Annotated in this window: 23 protein-coding genes, 1 tRNA gene and 1 pseudogene; 14 read left to right on the forward strand and 11 right to left on the reverse strand. The window is 58.3% G+C overall.

The genetic code is table 11. From position 1 onward, the window contains the following. Both Q0903_RS08050 and Q0903_RS08055 read right to left on the reverse strand, forming a co-directional pair. A pseudogene (locus Q0903_RS08050) lies at positions 1-1,838 on the reverse strand (hypothetical protein); the annotation flags it as partial. 1,191 nt (positions 1,839-3,029) lie between these two features. Continuing rightward, positions 3,030-3,113: transfer RNA gene (locus tag Q0903_RS08055), tRNA-Leu, on the reverse strand. A gap of 177 nt (positions 3,114-3,290) precedes the next feature. Between Q0903_RS08055 and Q0903_RS08060 the strand changes: the two genes are divergently transcribed. Both Q0903_RS08060 and Q0903_RS08065 read left to right on the forward strand, forming a co-directional pair. Beyond that, complete coding sequence (locus Q0903_RS08060; RefSeq protein ID WP_299030845.1) at positions 3,291-3,869, forward strand: VTT domain-containing protein; 579 nt, start codon at positions 3,291-3,293, stop codon at positions 3,867-3,869. Then, positions 3,866-4,318, forward strand: coding sequence for a disulfide bond formation protein B (locus Q0903_RS08065; protein WP_299414517.1), 453 nt, complete (start codon positions 3,866-3,868; stop codon positions 4,316-4,318). Before Q0903_RS08060 ends, Q0903_RS08065 begins: the two co-directional genes overlap by 4 nt. On the opposite strand, the gene Q0903_RS08070 is transcribed toward Q0903_RS08065, so the two are convergent. Next, positions 4,315-4,740, reverse strand: coding sequence for an Lrp/AsnC family transcriptional regulator (locus Q0903_RS08070; RefSeq protein WP_299030852.1), 426 nt, complete (start codon positions 4,738-4,740; stop codon positions 4,315-4,317). The two genes, Q0903_RS08065 and Q0903_RS08070, sit on opposite strands and share 4 nt — an antisense overlap. A gap of 107 nt (positions 4,741-4,847) precedes the next feature. On the opposite strand from Q0903_RS08070, the gene rocF reads away from it, so the two are divergent. Both rocF and Q0903_RS08080 read left to right on the forward strand, forming a co-directional pair. After that, positions 4,848-5,768, forward strand: a complete 921-nt coding sequence (gene rocF / locus Q0903_RS08075) for an arginase (protein WP_299414518.1) — start codon at positions 4,848-4,850, stop codon at positions 5,766-5,768. A 17-nt stretch (positions 5,769-5,785) separates the two neighbouring features. Then, the gene (locus Q0903_RS08080) at positions 5,786-6,829 is read left to right on the forward strand and encodes an ornithine cyclodeaminase (protein WP_299414520.1); all 1,044 of its coding nucleotides are present in this window, start codon (positions 5,786-5,788) and stop codon (positions 6,827-6,829) included. 19 nt (positions 6,830-6,848) lie between these two features. Here the strand turns inward: Q0903_RS08080 and Q0903_RS08085 are convergent, their stop codons facing one another. Together Q0903_RS08085 and dksA are read right to left on the reverse strand one after the other, a co-directional pair. Beyond that, positions 6,849-8,024 carry an FAD-dependent monooxygenase gene (locus Q0903_RS08085; RefSeq protein WP_299414521.1) on the reverse strand — a complete coding sequence of 392 codons (1,176 nt, stop codon included), beginning with the start codon at positions 8,022-8,024 and terminating at the stop codon, positions 6,849-6,851. 126 nt (positions 8,025-8,150) lie between these two features. After that, entirely contained in the window at positions 8,151-8,573 is a 423-nt protein-coding gene (gene dksA, locus Q0903_RS08090; RefSeq protein ID WP_299030840.1) for an RNA polymerase-binding protein DksA, read from the reverse strand. Between the two features lie 171 nt (positions 8,574-8,744). Between dksA and Q0903_RS08095 the strand changes: the two genes are divergently transcribed. From Q0903_RS08095 to Q0903_RS08125, 7 genes are all read left to right on the forward strand, one after another. Then, on the forward strand, positions 8,745-9,584 hold the full coding sequence (locus Q0903_RS08095) for a MoxR family ATPase (protein ID WP_299030839.1): 840 nt from the start codon (positions 8,745-8,747) through the stop codon (positions 9,582-9,584). Positions 9,585-9,588: 4 nt separating this feature from the next. Then, positions 9,589-9,963, forward strand: a complete 375-nt coding sequence (locus Q0903_RS08100; RefSeq protein WP_299414523.1) for a hypothetical protein — start codon at positions 9,589-9,591, stop codon at positions 9,961-9,963. Positions 9,964-10,220: 257 nt separating this feature from the next. Continuing rightward, entirely contained in the window at positions 10,221-11,579 is a 1,359-nt protein-coding gene (locus Q0903_RS08105) for a DUF2927 domain-containing protein (protein ID WP_299030837.1), read from the forward strand. Positions 11,580-11,604: 25 nt separating this feature from the next. Continuing rightward, entirely contained in the window at positions 11,605-11,772 is a 168-nt protein-coding gene (locus Q0903_RS08110) for an apolipoprotein acyltransferase (protein ID WP_299030836.1), read from the forward strand. After that, entirely contained in the window at positions 11,772-12,959 is a 1,188-nt protein-coding gene (locus Q0903_RS08115; RefSeq protein ID WP_299030835.1) for a VWA domain-containing protein, read from the forward strand. The genes Q0903_RS08110 and Q0903_RS08115 overlap by 1 nt, the downstream gene beginning before the upstream one ends. Positions 12,960-12,991: 32 nt before the next feature. Continuing rightward, positions 12,992-14,152: a cytochrome P450 gene (locus Q0903_RS08120; RefSeq protein WP_299414525.1), complete on the forward strand. Its 1,161-nt coding sequence runs from the start codon at positions 12,992-12,994 to the stop codon at positions 14,150-14,152. A 40-nt stretch (positions 14,153-14,192) separates the two neighbouring features. Further along, positions 14,193-14,876 carry a M48 family metallopeptidase gene (locus tag Q0903_RS08125; protein ID WP_299414527.1) on the forward strand — a complete coding sequence of 228 codons (684 nt, stop codon included), beginning with the start codon at positions 14,193-14,195 and terminating at the stop codon, positions 14,874-14,876. Between the two features lie 35 nt (positions 14,877-14,911). Here the strand turns inward: Q0903_RS08125 and Q0903_RS08130 are convergent, their stop codons facing one another. The 5 genes from Q0903_RS08130 to Q0903_RS08150 form a co-directional block, all read right to left on the reverse strand. After that, positions 14,912-15,457 (reverse strand): RSP_2648 family PIN domain-containing protein, encoded by a 546-nt coding sequence (locus tag Q0903_RS08130; RefSeq protein ID WP_299414528.1) that lies wholly within the window; start codon positions 15,455-15,457, stop codon positions 14,912-14,914. Between the two features lie 4 nt (positions 15,458-15,461). After that, on the reverse strand, positions 15,462-16,673 hold the full coding sequence (locus Q0903_RS08135) for an RSP_2647 family RNA methyltransferase (protein ID WP_299414530.1): 1,212 nt from the start codon (positions 16,671-16,673) through the stop codon (positions 15,462-15,464). A gap of 39 nt (positions 16,674-16,712) precedes the next feature. Next, positions 16,713-17,450: a DUF6778 family protein gene (locus Q0903_RS08140; RefSeq protein ID WP_299030830.1), complete on the reverse strand. Its 738-nt coding sequence runs from the start codon at positions 17,448-17,450 to the stop codon at positions 16,713-16,715. Positions 17,451-17,617: 167 nt separating this feature from the next. Continuing rightward, positions 17,618-17,887: a hypothetical protein gene (locus Q0903_RS08145; protein WP_299414532.1), complete on the reverse strand. Its 270-nt coding sequence runs from the start codon at positions 17,885-17,887 to the stop codon at positions 17,618-17,620. Then, on the reverse strand, positions 17,880-20,693 hold the full coding sequence (locus Q0903_RS08150; RefSeq protein WP_299414533.1) for a glutamine-synthetase adenylyltransferase: 2,814 nt from the start codon (positions 20,691-20,693) through the stop codon (positions 17,880-17,882). Before Q0903_RS08150 ends, Q0903_RS08145 begins: the two co-directional genes overlap by 8 nt. Positions 20,694-20,934: 241 nt before the next feature. Here Q0903_RS08150 and Q0903_RS08155 point away from each other — a divergent pair, with 241 nt between their 5' ends. The 3 genes from Q0903_RS08155 to Q0903_RS08165 all read left to right on the forward strand — a co-directional run bounded on the left by Q0903_RS08155 (position 20,935) and on the right by Q0903_RS08165 (position 22,794). Further along, complete coding sequence (locus tag Q0903_RS08155; RefSeq protein WP_299030827.1) at positions 20,935-21,360, forward strand: DUF2852 domain-containing protein; 426 nt, start codon at positions 20,935-20,937, stop codon at positions 21,358-21,360. An 81-nt stretch (positions 21,361-21,441) separates the two neighbouring features. Beyond that, the gene (locus tag Q0903_RS08160) at positions 21,442-21,867 is read left to right on the forward strand and encodes an RDD family protein (RefSeq protein WP_299414535.1); all 426 of its coding nucleotides are present in this window, start codon (positions 21,442-21,444) and stop codon (positions 21,865-21,867) included. Between the two features lie 105 nt (positions 21,868-21,972). Beyond that, a complete protein-coding gene (locus Q0903_RS08165) occupies positions 21,973-22,794 on the forward strand; it encodes an arginyltransferase (protein ID WP_299414537.1) in 822 nt (273 codons plus the stop codon). Between the two features lie 11 nt (positions 22,795-22,805). On the opposite strand, the gene Q0903_RS08170 is transcribed toward Q0903_RS08165, so the two are convergent. Further along, positions 22,806-23,024 carry a DUF6500 family protein gene (locus Q0903_RS08170; protein WP_299414539.1) on the reverse strand — a complete coding sequence of 73 codons (219 nt, stop codon included), beginning with the start codon at positions 23,022-23,024 and terminating at the stop codon, positions 22,806-22,808. Between the last annotated feature and the right edge of the window lie 26 nt (positions 23,025-23,050).

Raw genomic sequence — 23,050 nt, forward strand, 5'->3', positions numbered from 1 at the left:
TCAGGGTCCGTGTCATTGCCGCGCAGATCAACCACAACAGCCGTGTCTTCCAGCGTCGTCGCCGCGTCATCGACCGCTGTCGGGCCTTGTGGGTCTGTTGGCACACCGACAAGGTTTTCGATCTCGGCAAAGCTCATGGTGCCAGTGACACCGCCTGCATCATCGAGGAATTCCACTGTACCGGATGTAGAGTTGCCATCTGCGTCAACAGTTTCATCGACAACACGCAGCGGGCCGCTATCGGTCAGATCGAGCGTGTCGTCATCATTGCCCCCTGCACCGCCATCGACCACATCGCCTGCATCACCACCGACAAACAGGTCGGCGTCGTCGCCACCGGAAAGGCTATCAGCGCCAATGCCACCTGTGATGACATCATCGCCACCCTCACCAAAGATCGTGTCGTTACCCGCATCGCCCGAAAGTACATCATTACCGTCTTCGCCAGGGTTAACAACGACACCTTCATCGGCATCAAAGAAGACGTCTGTAATGTTTACGCTGGTGTTACCCGCGCCATTCTGACCATGCAAAATTTCGATACGCGACACAGGGCCAGCAATGTCTACCTGCAGCGAGTAGATCGCATTATCGGCGCTGGCATAGCCACCATCCGCATCTGCGGTGTCATTCCCTGCGACACCGTCTGTATCTGTCAACGCAAGGCCCGAGCCGCCTACCAGAGTTACCTCAAGAGGGTTGCCATCGGCGTCAAACGCCTGAACGCGCACAACGCTGTCGCCGTCAATGTCGTTGATGTTGAAATCAACATTTGAAACAGGCGTGTCAAAGCTCAGCTCATAGATGTCTTCCTGACCTTCCAGACGGGTTTCGCTGGACAGCGAGCTGGTCGCGCTGACAGTTTCGCCGGCGCCGTCAATCCCGTCGGTGCGCTGCACTTCTTCGGAATAGGCTGTTGTGGTTTTGGGGGTCGCAGACAGTGTGTTGAACGTCACATTGACGGAACCTGTGTCCTGCGTGAAGCTGGTTACGGTCTCGCCTGGTGCGAAACCTGCTTCGCTCCAGTTGAAGCTCTCACGCTCGCCGCTGCCACCACCTGTGACGACATCGCCATCCGCAAGGGTACGGTCGCCAAAAATAAGGTCATCGCCTTCGCCACCGGAAACGGTATCATCGCCAGCGCCTGCGTAAACGTCATCATCACCTTCCAGCGCGGTGACACTGTCATCACCACCCAGTGCATCGACAATATCATCATCGGGCGCTTCGCCCGCGATCAACGCGTCGCCAGCATCAATGCGGTCACCCTCGGGATCGCCTTCATAGCCAAGGTCGATCACGTTGCCCGTGTCGTCACCCGATACGATGCCATCGCCATCCACCGGGACGACGTTGTTGTCTTCGAAGACAAGATTATCGAGAGCGCCCGAGCCTTGGAAGATGACTTCCATACGCACAGTGCCCGGTACAAACAGCTGCACAACACTCTGACCATTGTCACCAGCCGGAGGAACGAACTGATCGCTCAGCACAGCGCCATCAGCGCCGAAAAACACCATGCGCGCAGGCGCTTCTGTATCAAGGAATGTCAGCGATTTCACGTCGACCGCATTGTCGAACTCGAAAGTGAATGTCCCGCCGCCCATATTATCGTCGGGGTTGGCCGCATTTCCGTCCTCGGAGATGATCAGGACATTGTCGAGGTTATCCGTTGCCAGATCGTCGTCACCCCCTGTCGGGTTGTTGGTGTCAAAGATCATCGCGCGGTTTTCACCGCCGACCGTTTCGGATGCCAAGATACGAACGCCAATATCCGAATACTGGTTTTCTACGGTTTCACCTGTGGAAAGGTTATTAAAATCAATAGTTCTGATCATATCGAGTGCTCCTATGCAGCGGTGCGCGCGGCGCGCGACGCGGCCGGATTAAAGAATTCAGGTTGTGTGGGTTTATGAGCCGTCCGAACGGCCTCTAGAGGCGCCTTCTGGCACCCCGCAAAACGTGGTCTCATTAGATAGGACAGTCTCATCGTCTTCTCCGTTCAAACTCATAAACCCCGAAGGGCGTGGTGGCTGGCCTGCAAGCAACACGCAGACAGCACCGCCAGTATGGAGGGAGAGACAGGCCGAATTGTGGCCGTACTGGGGAACATCAAAGATGCATCCCAGCCATATATGCAGCAGTCGCAAACATGCGGCACTGCACCTCTCCCGCACCTGAAAGATGCAGTTAACGTGCGGCCGCCCCCGGACCATCTAGTCGTCGCCCCCCAGTTGGGCTGTCATATAGATACCCAATGGCACCTTGCGAACAAAGGGAAAAATGTTTGAAAAGTGTCAGAGAAAGGGGCAAACCACTGAGTACGGTTAACAAACGCACAGCCGTTGCTGGCGCGAGCCTGCGCATTGTCTCGCATACGGAAACATAGCGATTGGCCCGATACGTCATATAAAACAGGAAATTTTATCCACCCGCGCTGACAAGCCTGTGAAAAGGCCCAGTCTACTGTTGCCAGATCAGCGACAATCACCTGCGATTCCGCTGATCCAGGCCCTGCCACAATCCAAGACATTGCCCTCTTCACTTGTTCTCGACTTGGAACCAATCGCGCGGAAACCCCGAAATTAGTGCTTTGTTTACGCTACGTCCGCCACATTCTGTCGAATCGCCAAGTCTACAACCATCCCGCTATTCACAGCGGGGGCATCGCAGATGCACTGGCGCGTTTAGGTCCGGCCATGATGCCGCAACCCCTCTACAGCACCACAGGTTCTGGGCAAAACTGCACTTGGAAACGCTCACCAAAACCATCGCGCGACAACCGGTTGTGCACCGACCCGACAGGTCCGTTACATAGGTGCAACTGCGCGGATTTCCCTCGCACGAAATCAGAGTGCGCGGACTTTACCCAGCAGCTTTGTGATTTCTCGGAATTGCCTCGAGGCTTTGGTTAATCCCTACTGGCCCACCGCAAGAAAATATGCGCCGAGTAACGGGACACAGCTTTGAAGCCAAAGCAGCCGGTGTAAAAATTCGGAAGTATTTAACGGAAACCCTTGGAAAAGGGCTGGTACCCAAGGCCGGACTCGAACCGGCACGCCTCGCGGCGGGAGATTTTGAATCTCCTGCGTCTACCATTCCGCCACTTGGGCACGCTGCGGGATGTAGCGCGCACAGATCATCGGAGCAAGCCAAAACTGATCGCCACCCCGCGTCAAAATAAAAAATCATGCAACAGTGTGTTACGCTGGGCCGATCCCGCGGCGACATTCCCTTGACCTGCACGCGGTCCCGTGGTGTTGAGGCGTCACACACGAGGGAGCCAGCGCATGATCCAACGCCTCTATGACTGGACGCTTAGCCTTGCAGAGCATCGCCATGCCCTCTGGGTGTTGGCCCTTGTTGCTTTTCTGGAAAGCTCGATGTTTCCAATCCCGCCCGATATTATCATGATACCGATGATCATCGCACGGCCAAACCGCGCTTTCCTGATTGCAGGCGTGGCACTTGTGGCTTCGGTGTTGGGTGGTCTGTTGGGCTATGCCATCGGCGCGCTGGCCTATGAGGCATTGGGCGAGCCTATTTTGCGCGCCTTGGGCAAAGCGGACTCAATGGCCGAATTTGCAACCCGTTTCAACGATCTGGGCTTCTGGGCGGTGCTGACAGCAGGTGTAACCCCCTTCCCCTACAAGGTCATCACGATCATGTCGGGTTGGACAGCCATGCCGCTCGGCACATTTATCATCACCTCAATTCTGGCACGCGGCCTGCGGTTCTTCCTTGTAGCCCTTCTGCTGTGGAAGTTCGGTGCCCCTGTGCGCGACTTTATCGAGCGGCGGTTGCCGCTAATGTTCACCCTCGCCGTTGCCCTGCTGATCGGCGGCTTTCTGGCGATACGTTGGCTATGATGCGATTTGTTTTACTTGCCACTCTTGGTTCTGTCGCTGTTCTGGGCGGCGCGTATGCCTTCCAGCATTTGGGCGGCATGGCGCCTTGCAAACTGTGCATCTGGCAGCGGTGGCCCCATGCGACTGCTATCTTTATAGGCGCAATCATCCTGTTCACCGGTGAGGTCAAGCTGGCATGGCTGGGCGCTCTTGCTGCGCTCAGCACCGCACTGATCGGCATGTACCATGTTGGGGTTGAGCAAGGCTGGTGGGAAGGTCCGACCAGTTGCACCTCTGGCGGTGTCGAAAACCTGAGCGCCGAGCAGTTGCTGAACCAGATTCTCGCCGCCCCGCTGGTGCGCTGTGATGACATCGCGTGGCAACTGGCAGGCATCAGCATGGCGGGGTGGAATGCCATTGTGTCGCTCGTCCTTGTCGCGCTCTGGATCAAAGCGGCGCGGACGGCCTAAACCGCCTTTTGCGTACTGAGCAGCAGGCTGGTTTCAGAGGCGACAACCCCCTCCAGCCTTCGGATACGGTCCAGCACATCATCAAACTCCACCAGCGTGGCCGTCCCGATTTCGACAATAAGGTCCCAGCGCCCGTTCGTGGAATGGACTGCGCGCAGCCCTGACATCGCGGCCAGCTGCCGTTTGATCCGCGCCGCGCCGCGCCCCTCTATCCCGATCATCATCATGCCACGTACAGGATCACGCGCCACATCCGCACGGGTAATGACAGAAAAGCCCACAATCTCGCCCCGCTCGCGCAGCCGTGCCAGACGCGCACGCAGGGTCGTGCGTGAAACACCCAGTCCCGCCGCCAGATCAGACAGAGATGCGCGTGCGTCATGGCGCAATGCTGCGATCAGGCGATCATCCATTTCGTCCATAATACTATCCACTTTGGCTAGTCTTGACCCATATCGGCCAATTAGGCCGCTTCAATCTACCCGTTTATGCCATTTATACCTGTGCAAAATCAACAAAGGATACTGGTATGACCCCTCGGCACTGCATTCTTCAAGGCGCTCCACTGGATTGCGGCAAAATCCGCCGTGGCTGCGTTATGGGCCCCGACGCCTACCGTACAGCAGGACTGGCCGAGGCGCTGAATAGTCTGGGGCATACCGTCACCGACATCGGCAACATCACACCAGGCCCCTTTACCGACACGCCCCATCCAAAACTCCACCGCCTCTCCGAAACAATCGCGTGGACCCACGCGCTGGCCAACGCGACCGAGGCCGCCTTTACCGAAGGTCTACCCATTACCATGGGCGGCGATCACGCATTGGCCGCTGGCACAGTGCTGGGCGCGATGCGCCACGCCGCAAAACAAGACCGTCCGCTGTTCGTCCTCTGGCTCGATGCGCACAGCGATTTCCACACGCTAGAGAGCACAGACAGCGGCAATCTGCATGGCACACCTATGGGGTATCTCACGGGGCGCAGCGACTTTCCGGACTGGCCAGCCCTGCCGGCACCCTTGCCGTATGAAAACATTGCAATGATTGGCCTGCGTTCTGTTGATCCCGCCGAACGCGAGGCGCTACAGGACACCGCCATCACCCGCGTTGACATGCGTGAAATTGACGAAAGCGGCATCGCCCGCCCCCTCGCCGTGTTTCTGGAGCGTGTCGCCGAGGCAGGCGGCATGCTGCATGTCTCGCTCGACGTGGATTTCCTTGACCCCGCTGCTGCCCCCGCGGTTGGCACAACTGTGCCAGGGGGGGCCACGGTGCGAGAAGGCCATCTGGTGATGGAGATGGTCAATGACAGCGGCCTGATGACCTCCCTCGATCTGGTCGAGCTGAACCCGTTTCTGGACGAGCGTGGCCGCACCGCGCGGCTGATGGTCGATCTGGCCGCCTCGGCATTGGGCCGCAACGTGTTTGACCGCCCCACACGTGCTTACTGATCAAGAAGGATCCAATAATGACAACTCCCTCAGCCAAAGCACTTGTTCCCTTTGTCAGCGTCGATCACATGATGCAGCTGATCCATCACGTAGGCCTCGCACCCATGTTGCAGGGCATCTCCGACCGGATCGAGGCAGATTTTCGCCGCTGGCCTCTGTTTGACAAAACCCCGCGCGTCGCGTCGCATTCCGATGTCGGCGTGATTGAGCTGATGCCCACCTCGGATGGTGATGTCTACGGTTTCAAATACGTTAACGGTCATCCCGCAAATACGCGCGACGGGCTGCAAACGGTCACGGCTTTTGGCCTGCTGTCCGATGTCGCCACAGGATATCCTGTGTTGTTCTCGGAAATGACGATCCTTACCGCCCTGCGCACGGCTGCGACCTCCGCGCTGGCTGCGCGTGTGCTGGCCCCCGAAGGCTCTCGGGTGATGGCGATGATCGGCAACGGAGCGCAATCCGAATTCCAGAGCCTCGCGATGCAGGCCATAGTCGGTATAGAAGAAGTGCGTCTGTACGATATCGATCCTGCCGCCACTGCGAAATGCGCAGCAAATCTGGCAGCATCCGGCCTGCGCGTGGTGTCCTGCACCACCGCCGAGGAAGCAATACTAGGCGCGCAAATCATCACCACCTGCACAGCCGATAAGCAATATGCCACGATCCTGACCGACAATATGATAGGCAGCGGTGTGCACATCAATGCCATCGGCGGCGATTGCCCCGGTAAAACCGAGTTGGCCGCAGCCATTCTGCACCGCGCTGATATCTTTGTGGAATACCCCGAGCAGACGCGGATCGAGGGCGAAATACAGCAGTTGGACGCCGATCATCCGGTCACCGAATTCTGGGAAGTTCTGACCGGCGCAGCCACAGGCCGTAAAGACGCGCGGCAGATCACCCTGTTTGACAGTGTAGGCTTTGCGATCGAGGATTTCTCGGCGCTGTGCTACGTCCGCGATGCGATTGACGGGACTGATTTCTTCACCCCGCTCGACATGCTGGCCGATCCCGATGATCCGCGCGATCTGTTCGGCATGGTAGCACGCGCGCAATAAGCGAGGAGCGCCCGAAGGGCTAGCGAGGAGCCTGCGGTGCGGTCACATCGTGACCATAAAGCCAGTCAAATGCGCCCAACATCCGCTTGGGCGCATAGCGGCTGCCCAAGCGCAGGACAGTGTGGGCTGCCATGCGCACAGGCCCGGGGTGCAAATGATAGCGCCATGCGTTGCCCTCCGCCGCTTTGATCACACGGCGCACACGCGGTTTGCGCAGCTTTTCATATTGTTCAAGCCCCGCCATTCCCTTGCGCGACACAAGATCAGCCAATACCCAAGCGTCTTCCAGTGCCATGTTCGCCCCCTGTGCCAAAAACGGCAGAGTCGGATGGGCAGCGTCCCCCAGCAAGGCGAGACCACCCTTTTGCCAAACAGGTGCTACAGGGTGACGGTGCAGCCCCCAGAGCGTCGGTACCTCGGCAGCCGCAATCATTTGTCTTGCCATGCCGCCGAACCCTTCAAAGGCCGCGCATAGATTTGCAGGGTCATCGAGGTGGTTCCACCCCTCTTCTGCCCACTCTTTCCGCTCTTCTACCGCGACGAGATTGACCATGTCGCCGCCGCGCAGCGGATAGCTGACCAAATGGCGTGCAGGCCCCATCGTGACCATGGCCACATCGGGATGTCCCACCGTGTTGGGCACGGTCGCCCGCCACGCAACCTGCCCTGTGAAAAAAGCGTCATCGGCGCCGTTCAGTGCCACCCGCGCACGCGAGTGGATACCGTCCGCTCCGATCAGCAATTCAGTCTTGCGGGTGCTGCGATCAGCCAGTGTCAGCTGCGGCATCTCGTCGGAATTGACCGACACCACCTGTGCGCCCATTTCAAAGCTCACGTTGTTTTCTCGCGCCGCTTGCGCCAGCACATCCACCAGATCGGCACGGTGCATAAAGTAATAGGCCTGCTGCGCTGGCAGTTGCGTCAGGTCCAGCCGCGCTACATCGGCCTCGGCATCATGCGCGCGCATGACCACAGCCTTGCCGCGCACGGCCCCGCGCCCCAGCAGCCGCTTTTCCAACCCAAGCGCGCGCAGCACAGCCAAACCATTAGGGCTTACCTGCAGGCCTGCGCCCACTTCGCGAATGCTCTCTGCCTGTTCCAGCACCGTCACGGCGATTCCGTTTCTCGCCAGAGCGACCGCTACAGCCAATCCGCCAATGCCCGCGCCAATCACAATTGCATTGCTCGGCCCCATCACAGCATCCTTTCAAACAAAAAGCGCCGCAGTTTCCACTGCAGCGCTTTGATAGTTCTCACATTCATCCGGATTTGTCACCGTGTAGACCGCGTTGGACAGATCTACACCAATGCCACCGGCGTCTCAGTCGTCGCGGTGAACCTTCTCGCGGCGCTCGTGCTTTTCTTGCGCTTCCAGGCTCATCGTCGCGATCGGGCGCGCGTCCAGCCGCTTGAGCGAGATAGGATCGCCCGTCACCGAACAATAGCCATACTCGTCCTCGTCGATGCGGCGCAGCGCGGCGTCGATCTTACCTACCAGCTTGCGTGCGCGGTCGCGCGTGCGCAACTCCAGCGCGCGGTCGGTCTCTTCCGAAGCGCGGTCATTCACATCAGGGATATTGCGCGTCCCGTCTTGCAATGTCTCGATTGTGTCGCGGCTGCCTTCCAGCAGTTCCGCCTTCCACGTCAGCAGCTTGCGGCGAAAGTACTCAAGCTGTCGGTCGTTCATAAAAGGCTCGTCCTCGGCTGGACGATAGTCATCTGGCAAAAATGATTCCTGTTTCATTTTCTCCACACCCTTAGCTGAATTTAACACTGTCATTTGGAATACTCCCTCACGTCATACCCCTTTTGCGCGGGGTCTATAGGAGGGATGAGCGATTGTCACTACACAATGATGCGCTATTATATAGGGCAATAGCGCAACATTTTATCGAACCAGAGAGAACCGTTACTTATGAAATTCCAAGGCACCGCCGACTATGTCGCAACTGATGATCTGAAAATTGCGGTGAACGCGGCGGTCCAGCTGGAGCGTCCCTTGCTGGTCAAGGGCGAACCCGGCACAGGCAAGACAGAACTGGCGCGTCAGGTCTCTGCGGCGCTGGGGCTGCGCATGATCGAATGGAACGTAAAATCCACCACCCGTGCGCAGCAGGGCCTCTATGAATATGACGCCGTCAGCCGCCTGCGTGACAGCCAGCTGGGTGAAGAAAAAGTCCACGATGTGTCCAACTATATCCGCAAGGGCAAGCTGTGGGAGGCTTTCGAGGCGGGTGAAAAGGTCGTTCTACTGATTGACGAGATCGACAAAGCCGACATCGAATTCCCCAACGACCTCTTGCAAGAACTTGATAAGATGGAGTTCTTTGTCTACGAGACAGGCGAGACGATCAAGGCGAAGGTCCGCCCGATCGTCATCATCACTTCCAACAACGAAAAGGAACTGCCCGACGCCTTTCTGCGCCGCTGTTTCTTCCACTATATCCAGTTTCCCGACATGGAGACCCTCAAGAAGATCGTCGAGGTCCACCATGCAGGCATCAAGCCAGAGCTTCTGACAACGGCCCTCACTCAATTCTACGAGATCCGCGATCAGCAGGGCCTCAAGAAAAAGCCGTCGACTTCCGAAGTGATCGACTGGCTTAAGCTACTGCTGGCCGAAGATATGGATGCAGCCGATCTGAAAAAGGACGGCACCTCTGCCTTGCCCAAACTGCACGGCGCGCTGCTCAAGAACGAGCAGGATGTGCATTTGTTCGAGCGTCTGGCCTTCATGGCGCGCGGCGGGCGGTAATTTCGTGCGGTGGCCTGCTCTGATCTACGTGATTGTGATCGGGCCGCTTCACCACCTAGCATCGGTTTTGGCAGCAGTGCCCGCCGCATTGCTGCTACCGCCTGATATTCTGGTGCAGCTTGCCGTGGCTGTGCCGGTGTTCTGCACCCTTCTGTATTGGGCTGTGCCCGCGCTATTGCGACGTTTGGGCCTGCTTGATCCCGCCTACAGCCTGCTACACCTCAGAGTATTGGTGATTGCTGCCGCCCTGTTGATAGCAGCAGCCGTGATCGCGGCCACGGCAATGGGCTATACCACACCAGCCGAAGCGACCGCGTTGAACCTTGTAGCGCTAATGTGTTTGCACATCTGGCTCATTCGCAAGCATTTGCGCGGCTAACAACTTCCCTACTATCTCATTCAAACTGTGGCTTTTTCGCGCCACAACCACAGGTCTGCCTTAATCTGTAAAAATTGCCACTATTTTGCCTTAATTGCTCCCTACCGAGGTCGGGTTGAGAGGCGAAAAGATCTCCAATTGAAGCTCAAAAGGGCAGGCAGGCAGAGTATGAGTATCCGACACGCACAGTTTGTGCGCGCATCTTTCGTGCGCTTTTCAACATCTTTCGCACTCCGTTCCATCAACGGTGGCCGTACATGAAGGCCCGCGTTGCCCTTGTGCTGGCGATGGCACTGAACGCATGTACCCCCTCGACAGGGGGACACGTCACCCGTGCCCTTCCCATCGCTGACAGCACGCTACCGCCGGTCAAGGTCTTTGCGCAGGGACGCCATGCTGGCCCCATTCGTGCAAACAACGATCTGGCGCTTGATTTTATCGAGTTGTCTTTCAAACTGGAGAGTGGCCGTGATCTGCCTGTCTTTACGCGTTTCGAAGGACCCGTTACCGTCACAGTGGTCGGAAAACAGCCCCCATCGCTGCAACATGATCTCACACGTCTTCTAAAGCGGCTGCGCACCGAAGCGCGTATCGACATCAGCCAGATCAACGCCCCGCGTGCCAACATCACCATCAATGCGGTGCCGCGCAAGGAAATCCGCAAGATGCTGCCGCAGGCTGCCTGTTTCGTGGCCCCCAATGTCAGCACACTCGACGAATATCGCAAAGCACGCAAAAGCAGCAAAACCAATTGGTCTCAGCTGCGCAAACGCACCCAGCTTGCCATCTTCCTGCCCAATGACGTCAGCCCGCAAGAAGTGCGCGATTGCCTGCACGAAGAACTGGCCCAATCGCTGGGACCGCTGAATGACCTCTACCGTTTGCCCGACAGCGTCTTTAATGACGACAACGTCCATACGGTTCTCACAGGCTTTGATATGCTAATGTTGCGGGCCTACTATTCGCCCAAACTGCACAACGGCATGAGCCGTGGACAGGTGGCAGCCACCCTGCCCCATATTCTACGCGAAATTAATCCGCGTGGCGAAAACGCCGCCGCCAACTTCGCGACGCGGACGCCAATCCAGTGGAAACGCGCAGTCGAATCCGCTCTTGGTCCCGCATCCTCGCGTCCCGAACGCCTGAAAGGCGCAAACGAGGCGCTGCGAATTGCAAAAGCGATGGGTTGGCAGGATCAACGCCGCGCATTTGCCCACTATGCTATGGGCCGTGTGATCCAGCGCGAGAACCCGAAAGAGGCGCACAAACACTACTCCGCCGCGAAAAAGTTCTACACAGCCACCCCCGGCACACGTCTACACCAAGCCTACGTGGCCACCCAGCTGTCGGCTTTTGCCGTCAGTCAGGGTCAGGGTGCCGATGCCCTGCGTCTGATCGCACCGCATGTGGAAACCGCCAAGATGAACGAAAACGCGGCATTGCTTTCGACGCTCCTGCTGCTACGTGCAGAGGCGCTGGATCTGGAGAACCGCCCCTCCGAAGCACAGGCCGTCCGTATGGACAGTTTGGGCTGGGCGCGCTACGGATTTGGCTCTGATTGGGCTGTTCGGGCCAAGCTGCGTGAAATCGCGTCGCTCAACCCGCTTAAAGGATAGCCCGCACACGCAAAAGGGCAGACACATGATCGTAATCGGCGCGGCGATACTGGGTATTATCATCGGCGGCATGACCGCCCGCAAACGGCGCGGCAACCGCAAGGATATCGCGCAATACGCTGCGGGCTACGGCATGGCCTTTCTGATCGTCGGCATGTTTGCGACTGTCATCATCGACAGGCTGACCAGCTGATGTTTCTGCCGTTTTTCGAACAGCTCCGCGCACACAAAGTCCCTGTTTCAATGCGCGAATTCCTCGCTTTTCTTGATGGGATGTCCGCAGGGCTGGCCACCTACGATGTCGATGCCTTCTACTACCTCGCCCGCGTCAGCATGGTGAAGGACGAGCGGAACATCGACAAATTCGACCAGGCCTTCGCTGCCGCCTTTTCAGGGCTTGAGGCAATCACGATGGAACAGGTGCTGGAGGCCGTGGACATTCCCGAGGAATGGCTGCGCAAAATGTCCGAAAAGCACCTAAGCGCCGAAGAAAAAGCCGAGATCGAGGCCATGGGCGGTTTCGAGAAGCTGATGGAGACGCTCAAAGAGCGGCTCAAGGAACAAGAAAAGCGCCATGAGGGCGGCAATAAATGGGTCGGCACAGGTGGCACCTCACCCTTTGGTGCTTATGGCTACAACCCCGAAGGCGTGCGCATCGGCCAGAAAGAAGGCCGCCACGGCAAGGCCGTCAAAGTCTGGGACAAGCGCGAATTCCGCAATCTCGACGACAGCGTCGAGCTGGGCACCCGTAACATCAAAGTGGCGCTCAAGCGTTTGCGCCGCTGGGCGCGCGACGGCGCGAATGAAGAGCTGGACCTGAACGGCACGATCCGCTCCACCGCCGAGCAGGGCTATCTGGATGTAAAAACCCGTCCCGAGCGGCGCAATGCTGTGAAAGTGCTGCTGTTTCTCGACGTGGGCGGCTCCATGGACCCGCATATCAAAGTGGTGGAAGAGCTGTTTTCTGCCGCGCGCTCCGAATTCAAGCACATGGAGTACTTTTACTTCCATAACTGCCTATACGAAGGCGTATGGCGCGACAATCGCCGCCGCTGGGATGCCCAGACACCCACACATGAAATCCTGCGCACCTATGGCCCCGATTACCGCTGTATCTTTGTCGGTGATGCAAGCATGTCGCCCTACGAGATCGCATATCCCGGTGGTGCGAACGAGCATTGGAACCCCGAAGCAGGCTCTGTCTGGCTCAACCGTGCGCGCGAGCAGTGGAAATCAAACCTCTGGATCAACCCGATCCCCGAAAAATACTGGTCCTACACCCAGTCGATTACCATGATTCAGGAAATTTTTGGCCAAGACGCAATGGTGCCCATGACCCTCGAAGGGCTGTCACGCGGAATGAAAACACTCACCCGCTAGACGCAGACGCGACCCTGCCCTAACGTGTTGGCATGTCAGACGCGCCCCATATTTCCGTTGATCCTGCCGCATTCGCTGCAGACCCTTATCCCGTGCTTGCCCGTATGCGCGCTACAGCGCCTATCGCCTACGTGCCCGAACTGGGCGCAACCCTGCTGACCAAGCGCGACACAATCCACCGCGAGGAAAAGCGCATTGCGACGTTTTCTTCCGTCCAACCCGGTGGACTGATGGAAAAGATCATGGGCCTCAACATGATGCGCCGTGATGGTGCGCCCCATATGGAAGAGCGCAAGATGCTTTTCCCCGCCCTCAGCCCGCGCACAGTGGTCGATCACTGGACCCCGATCTTTGAGCAAATCGTCGCCGCCAAGCTGGATGAGATCGCTCCGCTGGGCGCGTGTGATCTGGTGCGCGACTTTGCCATGCCTGTCTGTGGGTCCGCCTTGTGTGCGATGACGGGCCTTACCAATATGACCCCGCACGAAATGGACCGCGCCAGCCAGCAGATGCTGGATGCTGTCGCAAACTACATCGCCGATCCGCAGATCGACAAAGACGGCTTTGCCCGCAGCGCCGAAGTAGATGTCTTTATCGATGCGCGGCTAGAGCAATTGCGCGATGCGCCCGATCCGTCGATCCTATCGGTCTTATCGCGCGCAGGTATGCAGCGACCCTCCATAGGGGCGAATGTCAAAGTCATCATCGGTGGTGGCCAGAATGAGCCACGCGATGCACTGGCAGGCATGGTAGCAGCCCTGCTGGCCCACCCTGAGCAACACGCGCAGATCACATCAGGCGCGCGCAGCTACACCGATGCTTTTCGTGAATATACGCGCCTCGAGGCGCCGATCCAAATGACCCCGCGCATGATCGCGCGCACCGATACCGTCGATGGCGTGACCTTTGAACAAGGCGACCGCGTTTTTCTAATGTACAGCTCGGCCTGCCGTGACGAGGACGTGTTCGAACGCTCCGACCAGTTCGACATCACCCGCGACACCTCCCAAGCCATCCCTTTTGGCGCGGGGCCGCATTTCTGTGCAGGGGCTGCCGCCTCGCGTGCTTTGGTGGCGCAGGTTGCAGCCCCCGCATTGTTTGACCGCTTGAAAGGCCTGCGTCTCGATGGGCCCGTCACGTCACACGGCTGGGCCTTCCGCGGCCCGTTGCGCGTTCCTGTCGCATGGGGCTAAGCCCCCTTGCCGTGGGCTGAATTCCAACCATATTAGGCTTATGTTCAAAGTCCTCCCCATTCTGCTTGCCGTGCTTTACGGTCTTGTCATGTACCGCTTCTCCGTTTGGCGCACAGGGCGGGAGCTGGACGAGCAGTCAACCGTTTTGGCCGATCCCAAACTGGTCGAGATGAGCAAACAGATGGCCAAGGCCCTCGATTTGCCCCGCATCAATGTCCATATTTACGAAATCGAGCCTGTGAATGGTCTCGCCGCTCCAGACGGTCGCATCTTTATTACCCGCGGCTTTTACAACAAATTCCGCGCAGGCGAAGTGACCGCGCAAGAGCTGGCATCCGTCATCGCACATGAATTGGGCCACGTCGCCTTGGGCCATTCGCGCCGCCGCATGATAGACTTTTCGGGCCAGAACGCCATGCGCGCAGCCTTGGGCATGGTGCTTAGCCGTTTTATCCCCGGCGTTGGGGTCTGGATCGCTAATGCGCTCACCAGCCTGCTGGCCGCGAAACTAAGCCGTGTGGATGAATACGAGGCAGACGCCTATGCCGCCGCGCTGTTGACCAAAGCAGGGATCGGAATTGGCCCGCAGATCACCCTGTTTGAAAAGCTGGACGCGCTGACCAAGTCCAGCGGAGGTCGCGCACCCGCATGGCTGATGAGCCATCCCAAGACCGAAGATCGCATTTCCGCCCTTAACAAGATGCAGGCACGTTGGAACAGCTAATTCAATGGGTTACGAGATCTTGGTAAAGTAACGCCTTAACTCTGGCTCATCGCCTTGCCCAATCGGGGAAGCCGCGCTTTTTTCATCAAAGACCGCAGGTTCCAGTCTTCTCCGGACAGCCTGCGCGCCTCGCGCACAACCGCCTCTCCTACGCCGCCGACGATTTGCGGATCGGATCGGAAATACTCCAGCAGAAACAGGTCAGGATCGAGGCGCGTCAGGCCTTCTTCCGCCAGAATATTACGCGGGAAATCTTTGGCGTTCATCGTAACGATCACATCTGCATTGCCCGACACCGCAGCGGCCAATACGTGAATGTCATTCTCGTCAGGCAGCCACAGCCGTGTCTCCAGCCCCAGATGGCGTGACACACTCGCATTTGGAAACGCGGCTTGCGCCATCGCCACTTCACCGCGCGCAATTGTCTCGCCTTGCGGTCCCAGCTTGCGTGCCGCCAGCGCCCATTCCTCAAGGATGCGATCCGACCACAGGGGCGTATATAAACCCGCACGCGCCACGCCCAGCAACATCTCCCGCATCACGGTGGGGTAGATCACACAGGCGTCAAGCAGTGCTTTCATCGCGCTACAGGTGGAAAAACAGAGATTTCAGATAGCCGGTTTCTGCAAGCTGCGGCAGTTGCGGATGGTCCGCCCCGGCAAATCCGGTATGGATCAGCGAGGGCCGCCGACCTGCCCGCCCGATGCCACGCACCGATGCAACCCGAAACGCCATCAGGTCCGCCGCATGGGAGCATGAACAAAGCCCGAGAACACCACCCTGCGCCACCAATGGTGCCGCCAGCCGTGCAATCCGCTCATAAGCGCGCAAACCTGCCTCCAATGCGGGCTTTGCAGGGGCAAATGCCGGCGGGTCGCAAATGACCACATCAAATTCCGCACCCTCGGCCCGCAACGCGGTGAGCACGTCAAAAGCATCGCCTTGGCGGATGCTGACACGGTCCGACACCCCCATGGCCGCGGCCCCCTGCTCGGCCAATGCCAGCGCAGGACCAGAGCCGTCGACGCAAAGCGCAGATGCCGCCCCACCGGCAACCGCCGCCAGACCAAAGCCACCAACGTGCGAAAACACATCCAGCACGCGCGCACCGCGCGACAGGCTGGCAGCAAAGGCTTGGTTCGGGCGCTGGTCATAGAAAATACCGGTCTTCTGACCGCCGGTCAGATCGGCCATATAAGTGGCACCGTTCATCTGAACAGACACAGGGCCATCAGGTGCGGCCCCCGCCAGAACGCCGCTCACGTCGTCCAGCCCTTCAAGGCTGCGCGTGCGACCTGCCGCGTTCTTCAGTACATTCGTCACACCTGTCACGTCGATCAGTGCTTGGGTGAGCGGCGCGATCAGCGCGTCGGACCATGCTGCGTTAGGCTGGATCACACAAGTATCGCCAAAACGGTCGATGATTACACCAGGTAGCCCGTCCGCCTCGGCATGGACAAGACGGTAAAAAGGCGCGTCATACATCCGTTCGCGCAGCGCAAGCGCACGGCGCAAATGCCCCGCCATCCACGCAGCGTCAATGGTCGCCTCTGGATCGGGATCCATCATACGTGCGATGATCTTGGAGTTGGTGTTTACCGTCACCACCCCCAGAGGCTGGCGCAGGCTGTCTTCCAGCACCGCTATCGCACCGGGCGCAAGGCCTTTTGTACGGCGGTCTGTGACCAGCTCGTTTGCATAAACCCAAGGCGCACCATGACGAATGGCGCGCGCGTTGGCCTTTGGCATAAGGCGTACAACGGGGAGCGGGGCGGATGTGGGAAAGGGCGCTGTCATAGCGCCCTTCCCTAATCTGTTAATCTGGCGATGGAAAGCTCAGAGTCTGTTGACCAGTTGGTAAAAGCCCAGAGATGCATTCTTAAATCCATCCGGCTCGGTCATTTCCTGACGGATCACTTCGGCCAAGTGGCCAGAGATACGAACCTTCTGGGTTAGGCCACGGGCCTCGGCGCTGATCGCCTGCTGGCCTCCGAATGCTTCCAGATCGCTTTCGATGCGGCGCGGCTCGGACAGGAATTCACCAGTGCGGGCATCACGCAGAACCATCTTGAAAACGATGTGGTGAACGCCGCCAACCGTATAGCGCGCCTTTTCGCTGAGCGCGTGGAAGCGAACAACTTCGACATCGAGGATCACAGGAACGGGACCATTAAACCCCGAGGTGCCTGCGGCCATCGCATCATGCATGATTTTGGATACCTGCGCATGGCGGTTGCCCATAGGGTCCTCGCGCCAAACAATATCACCACCCGGGTAATAGCGGTTGGCCTCGGAGACGCGCAGCGAGGTCGGAACACGCACGTTGATCTGGGCCACGTTGATCTGACGCAGGATCGCTTCGGGCAGAATTGTGCGTGGCTGCTGCTGCTGGGTCGAGACGGTGCGCACGGTGCGGGTAGCACCCGGCTGAGCGACAGCTTCAACATCTTTTTGTGAGAATGAAATAGGCGCAGGCGCTTCAAAGGGGGCGTCGCGTGTCACGACATCCGAAGCACCACAGGCGCTCAATGCCGCTCCAATGCTTAATGCACATGCAAGTTTGATCATCTTCATCACAGGTACTCCTCAGGTCGACGGACCTTGAACTCGTTACAAGTGATGGTTTGCCCCCCGATTGAGGCAGGTTTGAGACAAATTCGCGCCAGAGTTGGTGCAAATTAATGGAATTAACCGTTTCTTCAGGTTTCCCTTGCGTCAGTAATTCCGGCGTTAATCGCAAATTAGTCGCGCGGGCGGCTGCGCCAGCCCCCCCGCCTGCGCGGTGTGGCAATGCTGTGCAATCCCTCGGCCAGAACTTCGGACATGGGGTGGCCAGCGTCCTGGCCATGTATCTGCAACAGGTTACGCATAGACGCATGGGTGTCTTTGTCACCACTCAGGCTCAACGCCCAATCCAGAAAAATCGAGCGACACTCCGATTTCGTAATGTCTTCAATCCGGTAAGCCTCATAAATCAGGCCCTTGGGATCATCAGGTGTTGATTTATCCATCTGCTGTCTTTCCCTGTGCAAAGCGGCTCAGCGCAGCGGTTATGATCTGGTCCGCTTGCATATAGGTCTGTTCCAGTTGCGTCTCCAGATCCTGCGCAGTGTCGTTTTGGGCATCTGTCGCAACTGCTTCAATCAAAAAGCTTTGTGTCGCATTGCGCAGCACATCCCCGTGCAACGGCCGCGACGACAGCAGCCGCGTGGCCGATTGTAGCGCCCAAAGCCGCGCATAGGCAGAACGCAGGGTTTGCTCGTCAGCTGCGTCCAGCAAACCTGCCGTACAGGCCGCCGCCAATCCCGATGGAATATCACGCGCGGCAATGCCACCGATCAAGGCACCCGCTTGGGCAAAAAGCTCGATATCCTGTAAACGGCCTGCTCCGATTTTGGCATCCAGAACACCATCAGGCGATTTCGCCGCAGCAATCCGCGCCCGCATATCTTTGGTATCAGTGCATACCTGCACAGTGTCATGGCCACCTGTCACGACACGCGCGCGCAATTGCTCTACCTCGTCGGCCAGCTCCTTAGGACCTGCAACAACCTGCGCGCGGGTCAGTGCCAGATGCTCCCACACCCATGCCTCATGCTGCTGGTAATTGGCAAAACTCTCCAGCGAGGTGGCCACTGGCCCCTTGTTGCCGGAGGGCCGCAGCCGCATGTCCACCTCATAGAGCCGCCCGGCTGCCATGGGCGCGCTCATCGCGGTGATCATCGCTTGGGTCAGGCGGGCATAGTATTGACGCGCCTGCAAGGGGCGCGGCCCAACAGACGCATCAACCCCGTCAGCATTATAGATCACGATCATATCAAGATCAGATTGCGCGGTCAGCCGCCCCGCACCAAGCGACCCCATGCCGACAATCACGGCCCCCTTCCCCGGTGGCGGTCCATGCCTGCGCGAGATTTCAGCAATAACAACAGGCCAGAGGGCGCGCAGCACTGCACGGGCCAGATCGCTATACTGCGCCCCAGCCTGCGCGCCATCAATCAGACCACGCAGATGATGTACACCAATACGGAAATGCCATTCACGCGCCCAGATACGGGTGCTGTCCAGCTGCATTTCGTAGTCATCCAGCGCAGCCAGCCGCGCCGACAGCGCCGCGAACAGCGCGTCCTGCCCTGGCCAGTCAGCAAAGAAGTCACCACCGATCACCGCATCCAGCACACCCGCATTGCGCGACAGATGGGCGGCCAGCATCGGCGATACGGACACAATGTTAATCAATAAATCCGCCAGTTGCGGATTGGCTTTGAGCAACGAAAACAGCTGAACCCCCGCAGGCAGCCCCGACAAAAACCCGTCAAACGCCAACAATGCCTCGTCCGGTTTATCCGCTTGTCCCAGCCGCGCCAGCAGATCAGGCTTGAGCCGCTCGAACAATGCCGCCCCCCGATCAGAGCGCAGCGCGGGATAAGAGGGCCACGCAGCCATGACATTGTCATCAAAACTGTGGGTGGTATCGGGCAGCGGTGCGGCCCCGCGCGCTTCGGTAAAGAAACCTTCGGTAATCTCGTGAACTTCGCTCAGCCGATCCGTTAATTCGGTCTCAAGCTGTGCCACGTCCATATCCATCAGGGCCGCTATGCGCTCCATACCTTCGGGCGATTGCGGCAAACTGTGGGTCTGCGCATCGCGCACCATCTGCAACCGATGCTCAACCGTGCGGTGAAAAGTATAGTGCTCGGCTAACGTATCGGCCGCATCTTGCGGCACCCAATCTTTCTTTGCCAGTACCGCAAGCCCCTCTTTGGTGCCGCGCAGGCGCAGTTCGGGGTCGCGCCCACCCGCAATCAACTGCCGTGTCTGGGTAAAGAACTCGATCTCGCGGATGCCCCCGCGCCCCAGCTTCATATTATGACCCGGCAGCGTGATCGGCCCGCCCAGCCCCTTATGTTCGCGGATGGCAAGGCGCATATCATGCGCATCCTGAATCGCGGCAAAATCCAGATGCCTGCGCCAGACAAACGGACGCAGTGTGCGCAAAAACGCATCCCCCACCCCGATGTCACCCGCGCAGGGGCGCGCCTTGATATAAGCTGCCCGCTCCCATGTACGGCCAAGGCTTTCGTAATATCGCTCTGCGGCCAACAGCCCCACGCAGACAGGTGTCACTGCAGGATCAGGCCGCAGCCGCAAATCGGTGCGAAAGACATACCCCTCTGCCGTGATTTCACTCAGGCTTGCGGCCATTGCGCGGGTCGCCTTGATCAGCCCTGTGCGCGCAGTGTGGAATTCTTCCGCGTCATAACGGCTTTCGTCGAATAAACAGATCAGATCAATGTCGGAGGAATAATTCAGCTCGCCTGCGCCCATCTTGCCCATCGCCAGCACTGTCATGCCCGCGCCTGTGGCAGCGTCTTCCTCGCTCATGCCGGGCAACTTGCCGCGCCGGATCTGTGCTGCCAACCCTACGCGCAAAGCTGCCTGCGCTGCGGCATCCGCATACTTTGTCAGCGCGCCAGTAACTTCCTCCAGCGACCAGACCCCGCCCAGATCTGCCAGAGCACTCAGCAGCGCCACCCGCCGCTTGCCCTGCCGCAACCCGCCATTGAGTGTGGCTGCATCCAATGCCTGCGGGGCCGCAAGTATCTCTAGCATTGCCGCCTCGGGGTCTTCCACGGCCTCCACCAGCCAATCCGCTTCCTTGATGATCAGCCCTGCCAAATAGGGGGCCAGCGCCGCCGTTCGCGTCAGCAAGGGGCGCAAAGCTGCATCAAATCGGTCCAGCGGCACGTCATCTTGCACCGCAGGTTGCGCGCGGGGACATCGTGTGAGGCGGTTCGCGAGTGTTTTATTGATCATACACCACAGTTGCGCGCCAAACTGACGGCGTCAATCGCTTGCAGTATGAAATACTAAGGCAACTAACCCCCTGATTTCCAATATCTAATCAAAATAATGTAAATATCATTCACATAAACCCTTGCAAAATTATCCGCCATCACCAAATTGTATGATGTGAAAGGGATTTACATTACCAACCTTTCTCCGGTGAAGCGCCCCACCTACGGCGGCAGCACACCGCCATTCCGAGGGGACGATAATGACGACAATAACTGACACAGCCTACACCGCCCGAACCGAAACACGCGACAACTGGTTCGTCCGCTCCGAGCAATGGCTCGATGCGCGCGGCAAAGGCGCATGGATCGCGGCGATGGTTCTGGGTTTCATCTTTTTCTGGCCCGTTGGTCTCGCACTTCTTGCATATATGATCTGGAGCAAACGCATGTTTTCAAAATCTTCCCGCTGCAATGGCCGCTCAATGGGCCGCCAGATGGCAATGGCCCGCCCCACAGGCAACACGGCGTTTGACGCCTACAAGGCAGACACCCTGCGCCGCCTTGAAGAAGAGCAAGACAGCTTCGAGACATTCCTTGAGCGTCTGCGCGCCGCCAAAGACAAGTCCGAGTTCGACGCCTTTATGGACGAACGTGCCACCCGCAAGGATGACACCGCAGAGGCATAACCGACCTGTGCGCGCTTGACAGCCGCCCTGCGCCCTCCCACATCGGGAGGGCGTTTCCATCCCAACCACCGAGAGACTGCAATGACCCCTGATCCCGAACTCCAGCCACAATTCTATGACGGCGTCCCGACCAAGCGGTTGCTGGCATGGGGTGTGGATACTCTTGTCACAGTTGTCCTGACGCTGGTGGTGATCCCGTTTACGGCCTTTATCGGCCTTTTCTTCTTGCCACTTTTGTATCTCTTGCTGGGCTTTGCCTACCGCACTGTGACCCTTTCGCGCAGTTCGGCTACATGGGGCATGCAGCTCATGGCGATTGAGCTGCGCACCCGCGATGATAACCGGTTTGATCTGCCAACCGCCTTTCTGCACACCGCAGGTTACACGGTCTCATTGGCGATGCCTCTGCTGCAGCTGATTTCAATCGTTTTGATGCTCAGCACAGAACGGCGTCAGGGTCTTAGCGATCATGTACTGGGTACAGTTGCACTGAACCGCCGCGCCTGACCTTTCTGCGCGTTTTACATCTAACCTTTTGCGCATAAGTGACTTTAGGGTTTGACCCTGTGCGCGCCCACGTTACGATGCGCAAACACACAGCCGGATTTCTACATGCGTCACTCGCTTCCCATTGCGCCGCAGTTCTATGTAACAGCGCCCCAGCCCTGCCCCTATCTTGACGGGCGGATGGAACGGAAGTTGTTCACAGCCCTGCAAGGCGACAATGCGGAAAAGCTCAACAACAGCCTGTCAGCTCAGGGCTTCCGCCGCAGCCAGAATGTGCTGTACCGGCCATCCTGTGCTGATTGCTCGTCGTGCCTCTCCGCGCGCATAGACGTGGCCAAATTCAAACCGAGCAAGAGCCAGCGGCGCACAGTGCGCCGCAACAACGGTCTCAGGCGTCGTGCTACGTCCCCTTGGGCAACCGAAGCACAATATGACCTGTTCCGCCGGTATCTCGACACCCGCCATGCAGACGGCGGCATGGCCGATATGGATGTCTTCGAATTCGCCGCCATGATCGAAGAAACACCGATCCGCAGCCGCGTGATTGAATATGCTGACCGAGAAAACGGGGATTTGATCGGCGTGTGCCTGACGGACGTGCTCGCAGACGGGGTAAGTATGGTCTACTCGTTCTATACCCCCGACCGCCCACAAGACGGCTTGGGCAACTACATCATTCTGGATCATATCGAGATCGCCCGCGCCGCAGGCCTGCCGTACGTCTATCTCGGCTATTGGGTCCCCGGCAGCCAAAAGATGGGCTACAAGGCCAAATTTTCCGGACTTGAGGTCTTTATGGGCGGCCAATGGCACCCCATGCGTGACCCCGATGCATTCGAGATGGACCCGCATCCCCTCAACAATGATCCCATCGCCGAGCAGGTTGCAAACATCTCCCTTCCGGATATGTCCCCCAACCGTAGTTGACCCTCGGCAGGCTACTTGCCCGAGGCAATCAAACCACGGATTTTCACAGCCTTCTCGAAGTGATCCAGCTCGTGGGTCTCGATCCACCAGCGCGCAGCCTCCATCAGCACTGCAGGATCATCATTGTGGTTTTTGAAAAACGCATAGAACGACAGTCCCACACCCTCCCCCTTTTGCGCGATTTTGGCATCGCACACAGCAATAGCTTTCGCTCTCAAACTATCCCGCATTCCTTGTCCCTCCCTGCCTTCACAGC

Origin of the sequence: uncultured Sulfitobacter sp., assembly GCF_947502895.1 — a bacterium.
In the GTDB taxonomy this organism is placed as follows: domain Bacteria; phylum Pseudomonadota; class Alphaproteobacteria; order Rhodobacterales; family Rhodobacteraceae; genus Sulfitobacter.

Excerpts from the sequence above, each read along its gene's own strand:
- Q0903_RS08135 (WP_299414530.1), bottom strand. The coding sequence starts at position 16,673 with ATGACAGCGCCCTTTCCCACATCCGCCCCGCTCCCCGTTGTACGCCTT.
- Q0903_RS08070 (WP_299030852.1), bottom strand. The coding sequence starts at position 4,740 with ATGGACGAAATGGATGATCGCCTGATCGCAGCATTGCGCCATGACGCA.
- Q0903_RS08140 (WP_299030830.1), bottom strand. The coding sequence starts at position 17,450 with ATGAAGATGATCAAACTTGCATGTGCATTAAGCATTGGAGCGGCATTG.
- Q0903_RS08085 (WP_299414521.1), bottom strand. The coding sequence starts at position 8,024 with ATGGGGCCGAGCAATGCAATTGTGATTGGCGCGGGCATTGGCGGATTG.
- Q0903_RS08160 (WP_299414535.1), top strand. The coding sequence starts at position 21,442 with ATGACCCCTGATCCCGAACTCCAGCCACAATTCTATGACGGCGTCCCG.
- Q0903_RS08155 (WP_299030827.1), top strand. The coding sequence starts at position 20,935 with ATGACGACAATAACTGACACAGCCTACACCGCCCGAACCGAAACACGC.
- Q0903_RS08115 (WP_299030835.1), top strand. The coding sequence starts at position 11,772 with ATGTTTCTGCCGTTTTTCGAACAGCTCCGCGCACACAAAGTCCCTGTT.
- Q0903_RS08105 (WP_299030837.1), top strand. The coding sequence starts at position 10,221 with ATGAAGGCCCGCGTTGCCCTTGTGCTGGCGATGGCACTGAACGCATGT.
- Q0903_RS08170 (WP_299414539.1), bottom strand. The coding sequence starts at position 23,024 with ATGCGGGATAGTTTGAGAGCGAAAGCTATTGCTGTGTGCGATGCCAAA.
- Q0903_RS08150 (WP_299414533.1), bottom strand. The coding sequence starts at position 20,693 with ATGATCAATAAAACACTCGCGAACCGCCTCACACGATGTCCCCGCGCG.
- Q0903_RS08145 (WP_299414532.1), bottom strand. The coding sequence starts at position 17,887 with ATGGATAAATCAACACCTGATGATCCCAAGGGCCTGATTTATGAGGCT.
- Q0903_RS08095 (WP_299030839.1), top strand. The coding sequence starts at position 8,745 with ATGAAATTCCAAGGCACCGCCGACTATGTCGCAACTGATGATCTGAAA.
- Q0903_RS08165 (WP_299414537.1), top strand. The coding sequence starts at position 21,973 with ATGCGTCACTCGCTTCCCATTGCGCCGCAGTTCTATGTAACAGCGCCC.
- rocF (WP_299414518.1), top strand. The coding sequence starts at position 4,848 with ATGACCCCTCGGCACTGCATTCTTCAAGGCGCTCCACTGGATTGCGGC.
- Q0903_RS08060 (WP_299030845.1), top strand. The coding sequence starts at position 3,291 with ATGATCCAACGCCTCTATGACTGGACGCTTAGCCTTGCAGAGCATCGC.
- Q0903_RS08065 (WP_299414517.1), top strand. The coding sequence starts at position 3,866 with ATGATGCGATTTGTTTTACTTGCCACTCTTGGTTCTGTCGCTGTTCTG.
- Q0903_RS08120 (WP_299414525.1), top strand. The coding sequence starts at position 12,992 with ATGTCAGACGCGCCCCATATTTCCGTTGATCCTGCCGCATTCGCTGCA.
- Q0903_RS08130 (WP_299414528.1), bottom strand. The coding sequence starts at position 15,457 with ATGAAAGCACTGCTTGACGCCTGTGTGATCTACCCCACCGTGATGCGG.
- Q0903_RS08125 (WP_299414527.1), top strand. The coding sequence starts at position 14,193 with ATGTTCAAAGTCCTCCCCATTCTGCTTGCCGTGCTTTACGGTCTTGTC.
- Q0903_RS08080 (WP_299414520.1), top strand. The coding sequence starts at position 5,786 with ATGACAACTCCCTCAGCCAAAGCACTTGTTCCCTTTGTCAGCGTCGAT.
- dksA (WP_299030840.1), bottom strand. The coding sequence starts at position 8,573 with ATGAAACAGGAATCATTTTTGCCAGATGACTATCGTCCAGCCGAGGAC.
- Q0903_RS08110 (WP_299030836.1), top strand. The coding sequence starts at position 11,605 with ATGATCGTAATCGGCGCGGCGATACTGGGTATTATCATCGGCGGCATG.